This window comes from Commensalibacter intestini A911, assembly GCF_000231445.1.
In the GTDB taxonomy this organism is placed as follows: domain Bacteria; phylum Pseudomonadota; class Alphaproteobacteria; order Acetobacterales; family Acetobacteraceae; genus Commensalibacter; species Commensalibacter intestini.
The window spans coordinates 18,955-37,398 of the sequence record NZ_AGFR01000009.1; the positions used below are offsets into that span (position 1 = coordinate 18,955).

Below are 18,444 nucleotides of genomic sequence, written 5' to 3' on the forward strand. Positions count from 1 at the left end.
ACTTACTTTTCTCACCATATAAAAAATATGATATTTTCATAAATCTCTCATGTGATACTATCATGTCTATTATTTTTCTTTCATTGCAAAGGTGCTATCATGAATCGTATTCTCGTTATTGGCAGTCTAAACGCAGATCTTGAAACAGATGTTGACCGTTTCCCTCAACCTGGGGAAACACTACTAGGTGGCCCTTTACATGTCAGTTGCGGAGGAAAAGGCAATAACCAAGCTGTTGCAGCAGCAAAATTAGGGGCAAGCGTTACAATGCTTGGCGCCTTAGGAAAAGATACATTTGGGGATATGTTATTTAAAAATCTACAAACGCATCATATCAATACAGATCACGTCCTAATCCGTAAAGACAAGCCTTCTGCTTCTGCATTAATTACTCGCTCTCAAAACGAAAACCATATTATTGTCACGGATGGAGCAAATAATACAATCACCCCTCAAGATATTATTAACGCAACCGATTTAATTAAAAAGAACGACATTATCTTGTTACAACAAGAAATTCCTCTTGATGCACAAGTTAAAGCCATTGAAATCGCACATGAGCTAAATAAAATTATTGTATTAAACCCTGCTCCTATGCGTGACTTACCAAAAGAAGCAATAGAAAAAGTAAATTATCTTCTACCTAATGAACATGAAATCATTGCTTTAGGAAATAATAAGTCAGACACCCCTGAAGACATTATTATGAATTCTAAAACCCCTATTATTATGACATGGGGAAGCAAGGGCGTATTATTCAAAGATAATAATCAACAATTAAAACATTTACCTGCTTACTCTGTTAAAGTCGTTGATAGCACAGGTGCTGGAGATACATTCTGTGGGGCTTTTTGTTGCTTTATCCATTTAGGGTTAGAAGCTGCATTAAGAAAATCATTGCAAGCCTCCGCCTTATCTGTCACACGTTCTGGTGCCCAAGGGGGAATGCCTACTTTACAAGAGCTAGAAAGCTCCAACATCTTCAATCAATAAAGCCTTTCAACCAATATGAACTATGATTTCTTCCATTACATTGATCTAATCGGCACGCTTGCCTTTGCAATCAGTGGTGCATTAGCCGCCATCAATAGAAATTTAGATATTTTTGGCGTCTTTGTCATCTCGTTTATTACAGCATGTGGTGGAGGAATTCTCCGTGATATTTGTATTGGCTCTTTCCCTCCTGCAGGATTGGTTAACCTAGAATATTTAACAATCGTCGTTTTATCTGTTTGCCTTTCCGGCTTTTCACAAAAACTATTACTAAAACTCAACCAACCGACCCTGTTCTTTGATGCTATTGGCTTAGGCTTCTTTGCATCTTTTGGAGCTCATAAAGCTTATTTTTTTTCAGGGAATACTGAACTGGCAATTCTCTTAGGAATCGTTACAGCTGTTGGGGGAGGCATTCTCAGAGATACGTTAACCACAACTATTCCTTCTGTATTAACCAAAGAAATTTATGCTTCAGCTGCAATTTTTGGTGCTGGTATTCAAGTGCTCGGTGAAAAAGATATTATTAACCCTGCTCTTGCCCCATGGTTAGCTATTCTAATTTGCAGCTCTATTCGTTTACTCTCTTTAAAATTTAAATGGAATTTACCATCGATTAAACAAGTTCAATAAACAACTTGCATGATTCTTATATTTTTTCTAAAAGAAAGGACTAACTATTTTAAAGAGTAACAACTATATTTAAGGTTTCTTTAAAATACTAGGACCCGTAGCTCAGCTGGATAGAGCGTCGCCCTCCGAAGGCGAAGGTCGTGAGTTCGAATCTCGTCGGGTCCGCCATATAAAATCTATTATAACAAAACCTATGTTTTTATAACAAACACAATAGATTATCCTACATTTGAACTATATTCTTCCTATTGTTTTTAACCTCTAGAATCCTCATAGATTACGGATATATCAAAACATCTATAAAATAGAATTAATTAATTTGATATATAAAACAAAAATTTCATTAAAACGCTGATGTAATTTTATCATAGAAAATACATTCTACTTAATTAATCTAATAAATATTAAATTTATATTTGAATAACAACGAATACTTTTCTATGAAAATCTTTATATTTATTCTTTTCGACTAAGGTAAGAAACATGGCAAGTTCGATAACTCCGTTAGCTAGCATTTCTAGCAGCGTAATCCTAAATTCTGGAGAACAGTTAATTGTTTCTCCCGACTCTCCTAAGCTTACAGAAGTAATTGTTTCTTCTGGGGGAGAGCTGATATTGCGGGATTATTCAATGAAAACTACTGTCTTCTCAGGTGGAAATGTAATCGTATCTTCTGGAGGATGGCTTACTCCAACAACGATTTATTCAGGCGGAAATGTTACTGTATCTTCTGCTGGAGCAGCCTATCCAGTAACAATCTCTTCCGGTGGAAATTTAACTCTTTTATCTGGAGGGTATGCTAACCAAACAACGATTTATTCAGGTGGAAACTTAACTGCCTCTTCTGGTGGAAGCTCGTATCATGCGGCAATTTCCTCCAGCGGAAATTTAACCATTTTATCAGGAGGCAGTGCACAATATGCAATTGTTTCTTCTGGTGGAAATGTAGTTGTTTCCTCTGGTGGAGTTACTAACCAAATGTCAATTATGTCAGGTGCAATGTTAGTATCGAACCAGGATCTATCATCCAATCTACACAAATTATGTCGAGTGCCAGCTTAAGTGTTTTATCGGAACGCAATATTGTCTCTACAAAGGTCTGGTCAAAAGGAAGCTTAACTATTTCTTCTGGTGGAAGTGCAGATCAAACACAGGTTGGTGATTATGGTGGCTTAACCGTTTTATCTGGTGCACACGTTACAAATACATCAACTGGTTTTCTTGGCAGTATAACTGTTTCTTCAGGAGCAAGTATTAATCAAACAACTGTTGGTTATAATAGCGATGTAATAATTTTATCGGGTGCAGTTTTAAATAATGCTACGGTTAATAATGCAGGTCGATTAACAATAGCTTCTGGAGGGAAAAATAACGGGACGATTTCGGCCAATGCTAATGGAAGCTTAATAATTTACCCTGATGCTGGAGGAACCATTGAATTACTCGGAGATCCCCATTTTGTAGGAGACCTTCAGAATGCAGGTGTATTTATTTCAGGACTTGAAAATGGCGGCGTAGTTACAACTGTTATTAATAACTTTATTGGAAGAATTGATGAAGACGAAAATAACGATGATTATTTAGATATAGCTTCAGACTATATTATCATGCCTGGTGTTAAAACTTCTGATGTCACGAACGTATCCTATGAAGATGCAAACGGAAATGCCAATGGTGATTATATAACGTTATCTCTAAACAGCGGCAATAAAATCGTTATGAATATTCCTGGCATTGAGAGTGAAGGATATAATCTTAATTATAATGCAGATGGGGATTTGTATTTCGAAGTCTGTTTTCTCGCAGGCTCTATGATTAAAACCCCTAAAGGAGAGGTTGCTGTTGAAGATCTTCGTATCGGAGATAAAATCCTCACTTTTAATTGGCAACAAAATAAAGAGGAAATCCAATCAGTTCGCTGGGTTGGTAATAAAGCCGCTACTGTAAACCCAACACGGCATGATGATGAAGCAGGTTACCCAGTAAGAATATTAAAAGATGCGATTGCCGAAGGCGTCCCTTCTAAAGATCTATTAATTACGCCAGAGCATTGTTTGTTCTTTGATGGAAAATTTACGCCTGCCCGTATGTTGGTGAATGGATATAGTATTTATTATGATTATTCTATTACAAATTATACCTACTATCATATTGAAACAGAATCTCACGCTGTGATTTGGGCGAATGGAATGCTGACAGAAAGCTATCTGGACACAGGAAATCAAACTCAATTTAAACAACATGGTGAGTTTGCTATTTTAACACGCCCAACAAAACCAAAAACTTGGGAACAAGACGCAGCAGCTCCTTTAATGGTTGATCGCAGTTATGTTGAACCTCTTCATCATACGTTACAGCAACGTGCTATAAAAATGAAAATGCCCATGATGCAAGAGCCTAAGAAAATAAGTAATGACCCTCATTTCCATTTAGCAACTCCAAATGGTTTAGCAATTGAATCAATATCTAACTTCAAAGGCCAGTATGTGTTTCTTTTGCCAACAGAAGGCGTTGACTCCGTTTACCTAGTATCCAAAACAAGTAGACTTAACGATGTTATTGGGCCCTTCGAGGATAATCGTCATGAATTAGGTGTATTAGTTGGAAATATACAAATTTTATCTATCAATTCAGCCTATAATATAAATATTTCTAATATTACAGATCATCTAACTCACCCTGATCTATCTGGATGGCATACCTTAGAACAAACACCATGTCGCTGGACGAAAGGAAAAGCTTTATTAAATATTCCTAAAAATAACAATCAAGAACAAAGGTTAATTATCAACATTATTTCCGATCGGTTATACACCGTTGATGAAAAACAAGAAAAACTTATCGCTGTTTAGACAATAAATATTGCTGGCCTGTAAAACACCCAATTCTCCATTATAGGCCAGTTTATAAAAATACATAATAATAATATAAAATCTATTTAAAATAAAATAATCAAATAAAAATTTTTATATAAATAAAAATAATTACAATTACATTATATGAATGTTATAATTAAACTATTGATACGTTTTTTATTACAATTTATCAATTTTTTATTTAATTATTTTTAAGAAAGATTTTAAAATGGTATTTTCCATTAATATTAACAAAAATGCACGCAACCCGTTTGCTGGTACAGATGGTAAATTAAAACCAATTAATGGTGTTAACGGCTCTCCCATTTCAATTGCACCCGGTTTTCCAGATTTGGAAAATGAATTTAACCAAATGGGAATTAAATATATTCGACTACATGATACTCTTGGAATCGCAGATCTTGATGATTATTGTCAAGCGAATAGAACTACAGCAGCAAACCAACTTCTTCAAAATGTCCCTGCTAATTTACAATCAAAATGCAATCCATTTTGTGCAGAATTTATTAATAAAAGAACTATTTTCCCTTATGCCGCTGCTGGCATGCGCAGCAATAACCTTAATTTAGCACTTAAAAATGCAAATTATCAAATGACCGATTATTATATCAAACGGATTATGGATAATAATCCTGATGTAAACCCAACCAACATTGAACGTGAAGTTATGTTCCGCGTTGGTCGAAGCAATTGGGCAGGATATGAAATTCCACAAAATTTTGATATTTATGCATCTTTAGCTGGTAATTTAGTTGAGCGGTATTCTTTAAACTATAAACAAACTGGCCTTCCAAGAAAAATTAGCCATTGGGAAATTTGGAACGAACCTGATTTACACTTCTTCTGGAATAACAACCGCCCTCAAACTTTTTATGAATTCTACTCTAAAATCGCCAGAGCGATAAAAGCTGTTGATCCAGAAGCAAAAGTTGGTGCTGCAGGTGTTGCATATGGATATAATCCAAATGGTGAGTATCTTGATGGCCTATTAAATTACTGCCGTAGTACGAATACACCAATTGATTTCCTATCTTGGCATTATTATGGAAACACATCTGCTGATCCACAAAATATCATTGATCTTGGAAATCAAATTCAAACCACTTTAAATGCATATGGTTATGATAATTTAGAAAGTCTATGTACAGAATGGAACTCTACACCTTTTGCAAGTGCTAACACCTATACCAAAGTTCAATCAGCAAATAATGCCGCATATATCGCGTCAACCTTAATGTACATGCAATATTGTAAAGTCGATAAAGCTTATTATTACCGCGGAGATGCCTCTTCCTTTGGATTATTTAACGATAATGACAATACAAAATCTAAATATCCATCAGCGAAAAGCTTTTGTTCATATGCTGCCCAAAGCTTTGGTTTATTTTCTAAAATGTTAGAAGATACCCCTTATATTTTAGGTCAAGACAACACCTTTAATACTGGGATTACAACACTAGCAGCAGAAAATGAAAGTGGAAATAAACTCAACATTCTTGCCGCAAATTTCAAAGTTGATTATGCATTTGTTGATGAAAAATCACCACCTACTGATACAGCTTTATACACACAACATTATATTGATACCAATAGAAGTGTAAACCAACTCAATGATGACTGGAGCAAAGAACATTGGTTTGGTGGCGTTGATCCAAATACTGTTACTTATGATAATACTGTCACACAAAATGCTGTGGTCGCTGCGACAGATCCTAATGGCACAATAACATCACGCATGCGCGATTATACATTAAGCGATGCTGGTCTACAGTTAAATATTAATAATATTTCAAGCTCTTATAAAGGATATACACTTACTGCTTATAGAATTACAGAAGGTGGCCGTGTAGATCGTTTAACACCAAATGATGTAACGTCATCAATCACAATTTCGATGTCTAATGGAACGATTACAATTAAAGATACAGCTGCAAAATTATCTACTGTAACTTTATATAGCATTGAATTAAAATAATCCTAAATTGTGATCGTACAATACCCTGTGAATAATAACTACTCATGGGTTGAATAAACCTTCACCCTCACCATAGAGGGTGAAGGTTACACATCATATACCATCAATATTACATAACGGATCAATAACAACCAACACCAATCAACTTTAAAATATTGTATATTAATAAAAACACTTTTAAAATTGATAAAATAGAGATAAGATATTATATCTTGTTCAGCTATTCTTTCATCTTATCATAAACGGTTTCTTTATCATGACGCTTTACAAATCTAGCGCTTGGAAAATTTTGGCTATTTTTTGTGTGTTATCTACGTGCTTATTACAAGCAGGGCATGCAAAAAATATAACCTTATTAAACGTCTCTTATGACCCAACGCGAGCTTTTTACCATGCGTATAACCAAGCCTTTGAAAAATATTGGAAAGCAAAAACTGGAGATAATGTCACCATCTATGAATCTCATGGAGGTTCAGGAAAGCAAGCAAGAGCGGTTATTGATGGAATGCAAGCTGATGTCGTAACCCTTGCTTTGTCTGGAGATATTGATGCCATTAACAAATATAAACCGTTAATTGATCCGAACTGGCAAAGCAGACTTCCTTACCATAGCTGCCCTTATTACTCGACCATTGTTTTTGTCGTAAGAAAAGGTAATCCAAAACATATTCATGATTGGGATGATTTGATTAAACCAGGCGTGCAAATCATTACACCCAACCCCAAAACATCAGGGGTAGCTCGTTGGAATTTCTTAGCTGCTTGGGCATATGCATTAGAAAAATATGGCTCAGAAGCAAAAGCTTATGAGTTTGTAAAACAATTTTTTCAACATGCCCCCATTTTAGATTCTGGCGCACGATCATCTAGCCTAAGCTTCATTCAACGTGGTTTAGGAGATGTCTTAATTTCTTGGGAAAATGAGGCCTACATGGCTTTAAACGAATCAAAATCTGGAGAATATGAGATCATTACACCATCCATTTCTATCTTGGCAGAACCTCCTGTTGCCGTTGTAGATTCTGTTGTGGATCGGAGAAGAACACGCACCGTCGCTGAAGCTTATTTGAACTATTTATATAGTAATGAAGGTCAAACATTAGCTGCTGAGTATTATTATCGTCCAAGCAATCCAGAGATTGCAGAAAAATTTAAAAATACATTTCCTTCTTTAAAATTAATACCTATTGACAAAGTATTTAAAGGATGGAAACAAATAAATAACAAATTTTTTAAGGATAATAAAATATTTGATCAAATTATGAGTGAAATTAACCACTAACTCTCATGAATTAAGGAACTATAATGTTTACCTCTAGATATTCAGTCATTCCAGGATTCTGGCTAAGTTTAGGATATACGTTATCTTGGCTTTCCTTAATTGTTTTGCTTCCTTTAGCCGCTTTGTTTTTATATGCCAGCCATATTCACTTAGATCAGCTCATTCATATTCTAAGCAACAGACAGTTACAAAGCGCTCTAAAGCTTTCTTTATATACCTCTTTTTATGCTGCATTATTAGCTTCTATCTTTGGTAGTTTCCTAGCATGGATGCTTACACGCCATTCTTTTGTAGGAAAAAAACTCATTGATTCTATGATTGATTTACCTTTGGCTCTACCAACAGCCATTGCAGGCATCGCATTAACAACTTTATATGCCCCTAACGGATTAATAGGCTCATTTTTACCCTTTAAAGTCGCCTATACTCCCCTTGGAATTGTTATTGCAATGGTCTTTGTCACCATTCCTTTTACTGTTAGAACGCTAGAGCCTATTATCAAAGATATTCCTCACTCTGTAGAAGAAGCTGCAAAAACATTAGGGGCAACGCCCTTACAAACCTTTTTATATATTATTTTCCCCATGTTATTCCCCACATGGTTAACGGGTTTTTCTTTAGCAATGGCTCGTAGCTTAGGTGAATATGGGTCTGTGGTCTTTATTGCTGCCAATATTCCTTACAAAACTGAGATTTTACCCATTCTAATTGTCTCTAAACTGGATCAGTTTGATTATACAGGCGCAACCGTCATTAGCATGTTGATGCTGATTATTTCTTTTGCATTACTCTTTGCCATTAACCTCATACAACGCTGGATTAAACCTCATCGTTTAATTTGGTTTATCACCCATTCGTCTCTGCCTCGCACTTCGAAAAAGAACTCACCATGACACCCTCTGTAAATCAGCAAACAACGCTCAAAAGATCCTTGCTATTAACACTGACATGGCTTGTGTTTAGTGTTATTTTCCTGGCGCCTTTATCTGTGATCTTAATCGAAGGACTCTCAAAAGGACTAGAGTTTTTCTGGCAAACTTGTGCTAATCCATCTGCTGTTTCTGCTTTAAAACTTACCCTACTAGCAACAGTTCTTTCCGTTATTCTAAACATTATTTTTGGCGTTATGGCGGCATGGTGTGTCACAAAATATGACTTTGTAGGAAAAAAGTTACTCATTACTCTCATTGACCTACCCTTCTCTATTTCTCCAATTATTGTCGGTTTGATCTATACCTTGCTTTATGGTTCGCAAAGCATTTTATATCCATTCTTAATGAAATATAATCTACAAGTTATCTATGCAGTGCCTGGAATTGTTTTAGCCACGATTTTTGTAACGTTTCCTTTTGTGGCACGCTCATTAATTTCTCTGATGCAAGAACAAGGAAATGCAGAAGAAGAAGCAGCACGTTTACTGGGGGCAAATGGTTGGCAAATTTTTTGGCATGTAACATTCCCCAATATTCGCTGGGCTTTATTACATGGAATTGTCATGTGTACCGCAAGAGCCATGGGGGAATTTGGTGCCGTCTCTATTATCTCTGGTCACATCGAAGGGTTGACCAATACGCTGCCTTTACAAATAGAAATTTTATATAACGAATATAATGCAACAGCTGCATTCAGTATTTCGCTCATCTTATTATTCATGTCCATGATTATCTTGTTGATAAGACAATGGTGTGAACGCAAAATAACCAATGCTCATTCAGAAACAGGGCAATAAAATGAATATCCGTATTAAAGAATTAAATAAATATTTTAATAAATTTCATGTTTTACAAAATATCAATTTAGACATTCGTAAAGGAGAGTTAATCGCTCTTCTTGGCCCTTCAGGTTGCGGAAAAACTAGCTTACTACGAATTATCGCAGGACTGGAACAACCCAGCTCTGGTCAAATATTTTTTAATGAGCAAGATGTCTCTAACAAGGATATTCGCGAACGTCACATTGGCTACATGTTTCAACATTTTGCACTCTTTCAGCATATGACGGTTTTAGATAATATTTCTTTTGGACTGCGCATGAAACCCAGAAAAGAAAGACCTTCATCCGCTGAGATTCTTGAAAAAGCAAAACACTTATTGGATATGGTACAATTGGGTAATCTGGCCAATCGCTACCCTGATGAATTATCTGGCGGACAGAAACAACGCGTTGCCTTAGCGCGTGCATTGGCAATCGATCCAAGTGTTTTATTATTAGACGAACCTTTCTCTGCTTTGGATACCAAAGTTAGAAGAGAGTTACGCCAATGGTTATCAAACTTACATCACGAAATTCAACTAACCAGTATTTTTGTCACACATGATCAAGAAGAAGCTATGGAAATTGCTGATCGCGTTGTCATTATGAACAAAGGAATTATTGAACAAATTGGTTCCCCCAAAGAAATATTAGACACACCGAAAAATGATTTTGTTTATAACTTCCTTGGAGAAACCAATCATTTTTCTGTTGGTGAACAAAACTTCACTTTTAGGCCCCATGAAATTATATTAAGTATTCACACAGAAAAAGTTGGATATTTTGAAGCTGAGGCAATCGATATTCGCCCTCTTGGTGCTGTTACGAAAATTATCTTAAAACCTAAGGATGATAAGCATTCTATTGAAGCACAAGTTCCCAATACGACACCCAATTTAAATCGATTAAACAAAGGGGATAAAGTTTACTTTAGGCCAATTATGGATTTCGAGATTTAAAATAATCAATAAATTTAAATAAAACAACGTATTGAATTATTAACAATCAATAAACATATAAGGAAACAAGCATTTTTAAATAAAAATAATAGCGAGGCAACAATGGCGATACAGTATATTACCTCTGGCCAAATAAGTAGTGGGACAACCGTTAGTTCTGGTAATACTCAAATAGTTAATGGTGGTGGGATTACATCTAATACTATCGTCTATAGCGGTGGCAGCCAAGTTATTAGCAGCAATGGCAACGGATATGGAACAGTAGTTCATTCTGGTGGCTCTTTAGTTATTAGTTCTGGTGGAAAAGAAACTGGTGGAACCATCTACAAAGGTGGGGTTGCTTCAGTTACCTATGGAGGAACAGCCAACAGTACTGTCGTTTATGGCACTCAAAATGTTGACGGCGTAGCAAACAATACCACCATTAATGGGGGTGTTCAAACTGTTAATAATGGCGCTATCGTCACAAGCAGTTATGTTGCCAGCAATGGATTACAAACTGTAACATCTGGTGGAACAACTTCTATTACTAAATTATATGTTGCTAGCCAAACTATTTTAAATGGTGGGGTTGCTTCAGGTACCCAAGTAGTCAGTGCTACTCAGACAATTTCATCAGGCGGAATATCAGATAGTGCTATTATTTACAGAGGTGGTATTCAAACCGTCAATAACGGAGCTTCTGCTTACAACACTACTGTTCAAAATGGAAGCCAACAGATCAACTCTGGTGGTCTTGCTTCAAATACTCAAATTAGTGGTATTGGTATTCAAACTGTTAATTCTGGTGGGTCGGCTATTAATACAAGCATTTATGATGGCGCTCAACAAATCATTAACGGAGGAGCCATCATTTCTGGCGCAACCATTTATGATGGTGGTTCTCAAACAATCAACTCTGGAGCCACAGTAAATAATGTTATTGTCAGTTCTGGTGGCACTCAAATTGTTAATGCTGGTGCAATTACTTCTGGAACAATTATTTATGATGGTGCTAACGTAACCATTAGTAATGGTGCTACTGATAGTGCCGCAACTATTTATGGAACCCAATATGTTTACGGCCGCACAGATTATGCAACTGTTGATGGCGGAACACAACAAGTAACAGATGCAAATGGCATCACTACATATACTACCGTTATCAATGGTGGTGTCCAAACCATAACGTCAAGCGCAAGATCTCTCTATACCACAATAGTTAGTGGTACGCAATTAGTTCAAAATGATGCCATCGCTGTACTAACAACAGTCAGTAACGGCAATCAAATTGTCATCAATGGTGGTATCACTTGGAATACAACTCTTTATGGTAACGGTGTTCAAGATATACAAAGCGGAGGTAACGCCTCAGGCACCTCAATCAGTGCTGGTGGTACTCAAATCGCCAATAGTGGAGGCATTGCTTCCAATACAACAATTTATGAAGGCGGTAATCAAAGCATCAATTCTGGTGCAACAGCAATAGATACAACCATTAGCCTAGGTGGCCAGCAAATTATAAATGATGGTGGTATAGCTCAAAATACAACTATTCAATCTGGTGGGACATTAATTATTAGCTCTGGCGGACAACTCGCAGGAACAAATACAGTTAGCAATGGAGGAACATTAACTATTAATTCTGGAGGGCAACTTACTGGTACTGCTACTATTGAAAATGGCGGTACAATCAGTCTCTATCCAGATACTGGTGGCACGATTAACTTGGAAGGAAACAACAACACTGGCATCATTATTTCCGGCCTAGAAAGTGGGGGCGAAGTAACCACCGTTATCACCACAATTAATGGGTTTACAGGAAGCAATGCTGGAGATTCCGATTCTATAAAATTGGTAGGTATTGATACCAAAGATGTTACCTCTGTCGATTATGTAGATGCTAATGGCAATGCAAGCGATGATCATGTCACTTTTACTTTAACTAACGGAAATAAAATCACCTTAAATATTATTGGTGCAAAAGATGCGGGCTATACACTCAGCACATCATCAGACGGTAGCTTAGTTTATGAAGTTTGTTTCCTTCCAGGCACCATGATTAAAACTCCATCTGGTGAACGACCTGTCGAAGATATTCAAATAAATGATGAAGTTATTACCTTTGATTGGAAAAATAATCAAAATACTGTCTCTAAAATCAAATGGGTAGGCAGTAAAACAATTAACGTCAAACAATCACCTCATGATGATGAAGCAGGATACCCTGTCAGAATATTGAAAAATGCAATTTCAGAGTCTGTTCCACATAAGGATTTACTGGTTACTCCTGAACATTGTTTATTTTTTGATGGAAAGTTTATACCTGTTCGTATGCTCGTCAATCATCAAACAATTTATTACGATAAAACAATTAAATCTTATACCTATTATCACATAGAAACCGAAAATCATTCTGTTATCTATTCTGACGGTATGCTAACAGAGAGCTATTTAGATACAGGAAATCGTGGAGTTTTTGTACAGCATGGTAAATGTGCTTTATTTCAAAGAACATTAAAAGCAAAAAATTGGGAACATGATAGTGCTGCAGAGTTAACGGTAGACCGTTCAATCGTGGAACCTATTTATCATCAAATATCTAAGAGAGCAGAAGGATTAACCCACTTCAATTCTAGAAAAAAGATAATACAAACATCAACAAAAGATCCCAACTTGTACCTTATAACGGATACTGGTTTAATACTTACACCACATCTAAATAAACAAAATAAGTATATATTCACACTTCCTGAAGATGTAAAAAACATTTTTATACATTCCAGAACCAGCCGTCCGTGTGATACTATAGGATCTTTTGTTGATGATCGACGTCAACTTGGCTTACTTATTGGTAATGTCTATATTATAACAAAAAACCAATTATATCCTATTACAAATCATTTATCACAACAAGATCTACCTGGGTGGGATATTGTAGAGCAAACTCCTTGTCGCTGGACAAATGGTAATGCAGAATTAAATATTGAGACCAACTCATCTAGTAAACAAAATAAGTTGCTTGTCATTCAAGTTCTATCCTCAAGTGATTATTTATTACATAATCAAGAAAGCACAATAAAGCACCAAATAATCGCATAGTCATAAGGAAATTAGATACTCTCTACCTAAAACAATGCTCCAACCTCAAATATAATTATATTCATTAGAAAACATTCAATCCCAAACTAAATTAAAAGCATTGAAGTCCAAAAGAGTATCTATTTCAAACTCATGATGAATTTAAAAATATAAAAAATAAATAATTAACTCTTGAATAACTGAAAATTAATACACACGTCATAATCAAGAGTTTTATAAAAATCGCGAGGCATTATAACAACCACATATATTAGAAAATCAAATAAGTAGTGAACTAGCAAACTATTAACCAGCATTACAACCATCAAAAGTTATATTCCTACTACTCTCTATCTAATACTGGCATCAGCTAATAATACCCCATTTTTAATTAAATCCATCACTTATCAAATATCATAAAAGGCAGCAGGATGACCATTATAAACTATCCAAAAAATACAGAGCCAACATTAACTCAAGATCCAGATCTTCATCTTGTTACAGATACTGGCCTTACTCTTACCCCTCATATCTTTAAAAATAATACATATACCTTTTTACTTCCTGAAGAAGTAAAAAATATTTATATACGTTCTAGAACTAGTAGTCCACGTAGCCATGTTGGGTCACCTACTAAGAGTCAAAGCCAATTAGGTGTTCTTATTGGTCAAATTCACATTATAACCCACAATCAATTATACCCAGTTACAGAACATTTATCACAATATAATCTAGATGGATAGGATAAAATAGAGCAAACAAATTCTCGTTGGACCAATGGAAATGCAGAATTAAATGTTAATGTGCAAGTCAATAATAACTCAAGACGTCTTCTGACTATTCAAGTTTTATCTACAAATTATTATTTGTTAAATAATCCACTAGATCAAATCCCATTATCAAATATAGCATAATACAAAAAATATTAGTCATTTTGATCTATTGATAAAAATAAATCAAAATGACTATAATAATTTTTACACAACGGAATATACATATAATATTTCCTGAATATACCTAGTTGTTATCAACTATAACAATATAAAAAATCACATTTCCCAAAACAAAAAAATATAAATAATTATACATATTAAAATGTACAATATAACCTAATGCGCATTTTATAAATCATAAATAATTGTGGTTTAATAACTAAAAATAAATATCACATTATATTTTGTTGATTATTTTTTTAAAACCTTATATTATACATATAAATAAAGTATTTTACGGATAATTCACTCTATATAGTAATATTAATCTCTATAATTTTATATAGATATATAATACATAAAGAGTTGTTATCTCCATAAATTCATACTTCAAGAAACAAAAGATATGCCCAAATGACCCCTATAGAACTCTACTCTCAAAGACCTAGCGAGACTTACTCACAAAAACTTCGCGCAACGGAAGATTTACTAAAGCAAGTTACACAAGATTATACCTCTCTTGTACAAGCAACAAGCTTGGGGGTAGAAGATATGGTCATTACGGACATTATCCATCGATTAAAGCTACCAATCACTATTTCAATGCTGGATACAAAACGCTTACATGAACAAACAGTAGCGTTAAAAGAACATGCCGAAAATCACTATGGCATTACGATTCACACTTATTATCCAGATGATACCAAAGTCAAAGAATATGTTGAAAAAAATGGGTTGGATGGTTTTTATAATTCTCTAGAACTCCGTAAAGAATGCTGTCATATCCGTAAACTGGTTCCTTTACAAGCTCTGCGTCATGGTCATGAGGGCTGGTTAACAGGACTACGCAAAGAACAATCAGACTTCCGTGCGAACTTACAAGCAATCGAAGATGAAAATCCTACTGATAGCACCCAACCTCGTGTTAAAATTAATCCTGTATTAGATTGGACCATTGGTGATATTTGGCATTATGTCAAAGAAAATAGCGTCCCTTACAACCCTTTACATGATCAATTTTTTGTCAGTATTGGTTGCGAACCTTGCACCCGAGCCATTGCTTTAGGTGAAGATTTCCGTGCTGGACGTTGGTGGTGGGAACAAGATGGGGCAAAAGAATGTGGATTACACGTTCATGAAGCCTCTTCTCTATCAAACAGACCTTCAAAATAATAACGATTTGATTTAAGACTTAAGGGAAATTTTATGACTTCTCATACACCTGATTTATATACGCCACTCTCTGATTTAGAAGAAGAATCCATTTTTATTATGAGAGAAGTCGCAGGATCGTTTGAACGCCCTGCACTCCTTTTTTCTGGTGGAAAAGACTCTTGCGTAATGCTACGTCTGGCTGAAAAAGCATTTGGGCAAGGACAATTTCCTTTTCCTTTATTAATGATTGATACAGGTCATAATTTCCCTGAAGTGATCGAATTTCGTGATCGCAGAGCAAAAGAAGTCAATGCGAAGTTAATCGTTCGTAGCGTTGAAGATTCTATGAAGCGTGGCACCGTCAGATTAAGCCACCCTTTAGAAAGTCGTAACCCTCATCAATCTGTCACTTTATTAGAAGCCATTGAAGAATTCCGTTTTGATGCTCTATTAGGTGGCGCAAGACGTGATGAAGAAAAAGCACGCGCAAAAGAACGCATTTTCTCTCATCGTGATTCTTTTGGACAATGGCAACCTAAGGCTCAACGTCCCGAGTTATGGAATATTTTTAATACGCGCATTTTACCAGATGAGAATTTCCGCGTATTCCCAATTTCTAATTGGACCGAATTCGATGTATGGAAATATATTGAGCAAGAAGAAATTCCACTTCCTAACTTATATTACGCCCATCAACGCCAAGTGATCCCTCGCAAAGGATTATTGGTGCCTGTAACAGACGTAACCCCGCCTGTTGAAGGGGAAACTATTGAAACCAGAACTGTACGTTTCCGTACAGTTGGTGATATGACTTGTACTTGTCCAATTGAAAGCGATGCCGCCAGTGCCAGCGATATTGTTAAAGAAACAGCTGCTGTAACGATCAGTGAGCGTGGTGCAACCCGTATGGATGATCAAACCTCTGAAGCATCTATGGAGAAACGTAAACTTGAAGGCTATTTCTAAGTTTACGCTGTCATCATTTTAATCTGAGGAAACGATCTTATGTCATCTTTACAAAACAAACATACTCTTAAATTCTTAACTGCTGGCAGCGTCGATGATGGAAAAAGCACATTAATCGGACGTTTATTATTAGACAGCAAAGCCATCCTTGCCGATCAGCTTTCTGGTATTCAACATAAACTTGCTGATGATGAATCTTATGATTTGGCAAGACTAACCGATGGATTACAAGCAGAACGTGAGCAAGGCATTACCATTGATGTTGCTTATCGTTATTTCACAACGCCAGAACGTAAATTTATTATTGCCGACGCCCCCGGTCATGAACAATATACACGCAACATGGTTACCGCTGCCAGCAGCAGTGATGCTGCTGTGATTTTGGTTGATGTGACCAAGTTAAATTGGGAAGACGAAGTAGTTGAGTTATTGCCTCAAACCCGTCGTCATACATTGCTGGCCAATTTGTTAAAAGTGCCTTCTATTTTATTTGCGATTAACAAGCTCGATGCAATCAAAGATCCAGATACTGCTTTTGTAAATGTTAAACGTGCTTTGGAAAAATTCACTAAACAAGCAAATGTAACCATTACCGAGATTATACCCATCTCTGCACTCAAAGGGCTAAATATCACCTCTCGCAATGCCGATAAACATGGTAAGATCCTTTGTGAAAAAGTCTATAATGGCCCAAGTTTATTAGAAGCATTAACCGCGTTACCTTCTCATGTAAATTCAAATACACAAGAATTGCATTTCCCTGTGCAATTTGTGCAAAAATTACAAGAAGCCCATGATGGTTCTTCTACACAACATGGTCGTCGTATTTTCTGGGGAAGAATTGCTGCGGGCAGTGTAAAAGTTGGTAATCAATTAACGGTTCAACCTTCTGGTGCCAAAGCAAAAGTCAGTAAAATCCTTGCAAATGCCTTACAAGAAGAACTCAATGAGGCTTCTACTGGTCATTCAGTTGGGCTGATTTTGGATCAAGAAATTGATGTGTCTCGTGGAGATTGGTTAATTTCATCGACGGCTTCTGCTACTGGACAAAAAGAAGTCAAAGCAACATTGGCATGGTTAGATGATGAACCTTTGGTTGTTGGTCGTGCTTATTGGTTAAAGCATGGTCATCGCTGGATTAAAACAAAAGTTTCTGCCATTGAGCATCATTTAAACATTCATACTTTGGAAACAGAGTCTGCTGAAAATCTAGAGAAAAATAGTATTGGGGAAGTTTCTTTAATTCTTCAACAACCTATTCCTGTTTTAGCATATAATGATGCCAAAGATGTTGGAGCTGCGATTCTGGTAGATACCGCAACCAACCGCACAGCAGGTGCTGTTTTGTTTAAATAACGTGAAGAAACCTTACGGAGGGGTTAATGATCAGAGAATTTCAAGCAGATGATTTAGATCAAGTCATGAAAATTTGGTTAGAACAAAATTTATTAGCTCACCCCTTCGTTGATCCTGCTTTCTTTCAAAATAATGCAGACTTAGTCCGCATCATTCTTCCTTCATCGCAAATATATGTGCAAGACATCAATGGCGTAAAAGGGTTTATTGGATTAACTGATAACTATATTTCGGGTCTTTTTATCGAAACAGACTATCAACGCCAAGGATTGGGTGCTAGCCTGATTGAAAAAGCCAAACAAGTCCATTCTGAGTTATTTTTAAATGTTTATACTGAGAATAAAGCTGCCGTTCAGTTTTATGAAAAGCATGGGTTTATTCGACTGGAAGACACAGTCAACGCGGAAACGCATCAACCAGAATATTTAATGGGGTGCAAAGTTAATCGCATGGTTAAAATTGGTAAATGTGCTATGTAAAGAGGCTGAATATCTAGCAATCAACC

General features: G+C 36.0%; 15 protein-coding genes and 1 tRNA gene. All 16 read left to right on the forward strand.

The annotated features are described in order from the left end of the window. Positions 1 to 99 precede the first annotated feature (99 nt). The 16 genes from CIN_RS07295 (at position 100) to CIN_RS07370 (ending at position 18,418) form a co-directional block, all read left to right on the forward strand. Positions 100 to 993 carry a ribokinase gene (locus CIN_RS07295; RefSeq protein ID WP_008854434.1) on the forward strand — a complete coding sequence of 298 codons (894 nt, stop codon included), beginning with the start codon at positions 100 to 102 and terminating at the stop codon, positions 991 to 993. Positions 994 to 1,008: 15 nt separating this feature from the next. After that, positions 1,009 to 1,626: a trimeric intracellular cation channel family protein gene (locus CIN_RS07300; RefSeq protein WP_008854435.1), complete on the forward strand. Its 618-nt coding sequence runs from the start codon at positions 1,009 to 1,011 to the stop codon at positions 1,624 to 1,626. Positions 1,627 to 1,717: 91 nt separating this feature from the next. Further along, a tRNA-Arg gene (locus CIN_RS07305) sits at positions 1,718 to 1,794 on the forward strand. 315 nt (positions 1,795 to 2,109) lie between these two features. Continuing rightward, positions 2,110 to 2,688: a G8 domain-containing protein gene (locus tag CIN_RS07310; protein WP_008854436.1), complete on the forward strand. Its 579-nt coding sequence runs from the start codon at positions 2,110 to 2,112 to the stop codon at positions 2,686 to 2,688. Further along, positions 2,670 to 4,478 carry a Hint domain-containing protein gene (locus CIN_RS11510; RefSeq protein ID WP_008854437.1) on the forward strand — a complete coding sequence of 603 codons (1,809 nt, stop codon included), beginning with the start codon at positions 2,670 to 2,672 and terminating at the stop codon, positions 4,476 to 4,478. Before CIN_RS07310 ends, CIN_RS11510 begins: the two co-directional genes overlap by 19 nt. 232 nt (positions 4,479 to 4,710) lie before the next feature. Beyond that, entirely contained in the window at positions 4,711 to 6,477 is a 1,767-nt protein-coding gene (locus CIN_RS07320) for a GH39 family glycosyl hydrolase (RefSeq protein WP_008854438.1), read from the forward strand. A gap of 256 nt (positions 6,478 to 6,733) precedes the next feature. Next, a complete protein-coding gene (locus CIN_RS07325; RefSeq protein ID WP_008854439.1) occupies positions 6,734 to 7,759 on the forward strand; it encodes a sulfate ABC transporter substrate-binding protein in 1,026 nt (341 codons plus the stop codon). A gap of 23 nt (positions 7,760 to 7,782) precedes the next feature. Then, entirely contained in the window at positions 7,783 to 8,652 is an 870-nt protein-coding gene (gene cysT, locus CIN_RS07330; RefSeq protein WP_008854440.1) for a sulfate ABC transporter permease subunit CysT, read from the forward strand. Next, the gene (gene cysW, locus CIN_RS07335) at positions 8,649 to 9,488 is read left to right on the forward strand and encodes a sulfate ABC transporter permease subunit CysW (RefSeq protein WP_040364183.1); all 840 of its coding nucleotides are present in this window, start codon (positions 8,649 to 8,651) and stop codon (positions 9,486 to 9,488) included. The genes cysT and cysW overlap by 4 nt, the downstream gene beginning before the upstream one ends. 1 nt (position 9,489) lies before the next feature. Next, a complete protein-coding gene (locus CIN_RS07340) occupies positions 9,490 to 10,470 on the forward strand; it encodes a sulfate/molybdate ABC transporter ATP-binding protein (protein ID WP_008854442.1) in 981 nt (326 codons plus the stop codon). A gap of 102 nt (positions 10,471 to 10,572) precedes the next feature. Continuing rightward, positions 10,573 to 13,551, forward strand: coding sequence for a Hint domain-containing protein (locus CIN_RS07345; RefSeq protein WP_008854443.1), 2,979 nt, complete (start codon positions 10,573 to 10,575; stop codon positions 13,549 to 13,551). Positions 13,552 to 13,961: 410 nt separating this feature from the next. Then, positions 13,962 to 14,273 carry a hypothetical protein gene (locus tag CIN_RS07350; RefSeq protein WP_008854444.1) on the forward strand — a complete coding sequence of 104 codons (312 nt, stop codon included), beginning with the start codon at positions 13,962 to 13,964 and terminating at the stop codon, positions 14,271 to 14,273. A gap of 603 nt (positions 14,274 to 14,876) precedes the next feature. Then, positions 14,877 to 15,635, forward strand: a complete 759-nt coding sequence (locus CIN_RS07355) for a phosphoadenylyl-sulfate reductase (protein ID WP_008854445.1) — start codon at positions 14,877 to 14,879, stop codon at positions 15,633 to 15,635. Positions 15,636 to 15,668: 33 nt separating this feature from the next. Beyond that, entirely contained in the window at positions 15,669 to 16,583 is a 915-nt protein-coding gene (gene cysD / locus CIN_RS07360) for a sulfate adenylyltransferase subunit CysD (protein WP_008854446.1), read from the forward strand. Positions 16,584 to 16,622: 39 nt separating this feature from the next. Then, complete coding sequence (locus CIN_RS07365) at positions 16,623 to 17,939, forward strand: sulfate adenylyltransferase subunit 1 (protein WP_008854447.1); 1,317 nt, start codon at positions 16,623 to 16,625, stop codon at positions 17,937 to 17,939. 26 nt (positions 17,940 to 17,965) lie between these two features. Next, complete coding sequence (locus CIN_RS07370) at positions 17,966 to 18,418, forward strand: GNAT family N-acetyltransferase (RefSeq protein ID WP_008854448.1); 453 nt, start codon at positions 17,966 to 17,968, stop codon at positions 18,416 to 18,418. The last annotated feature ends 26 nt before the right edge of the window (positions 18,419 to 18,444 follow it).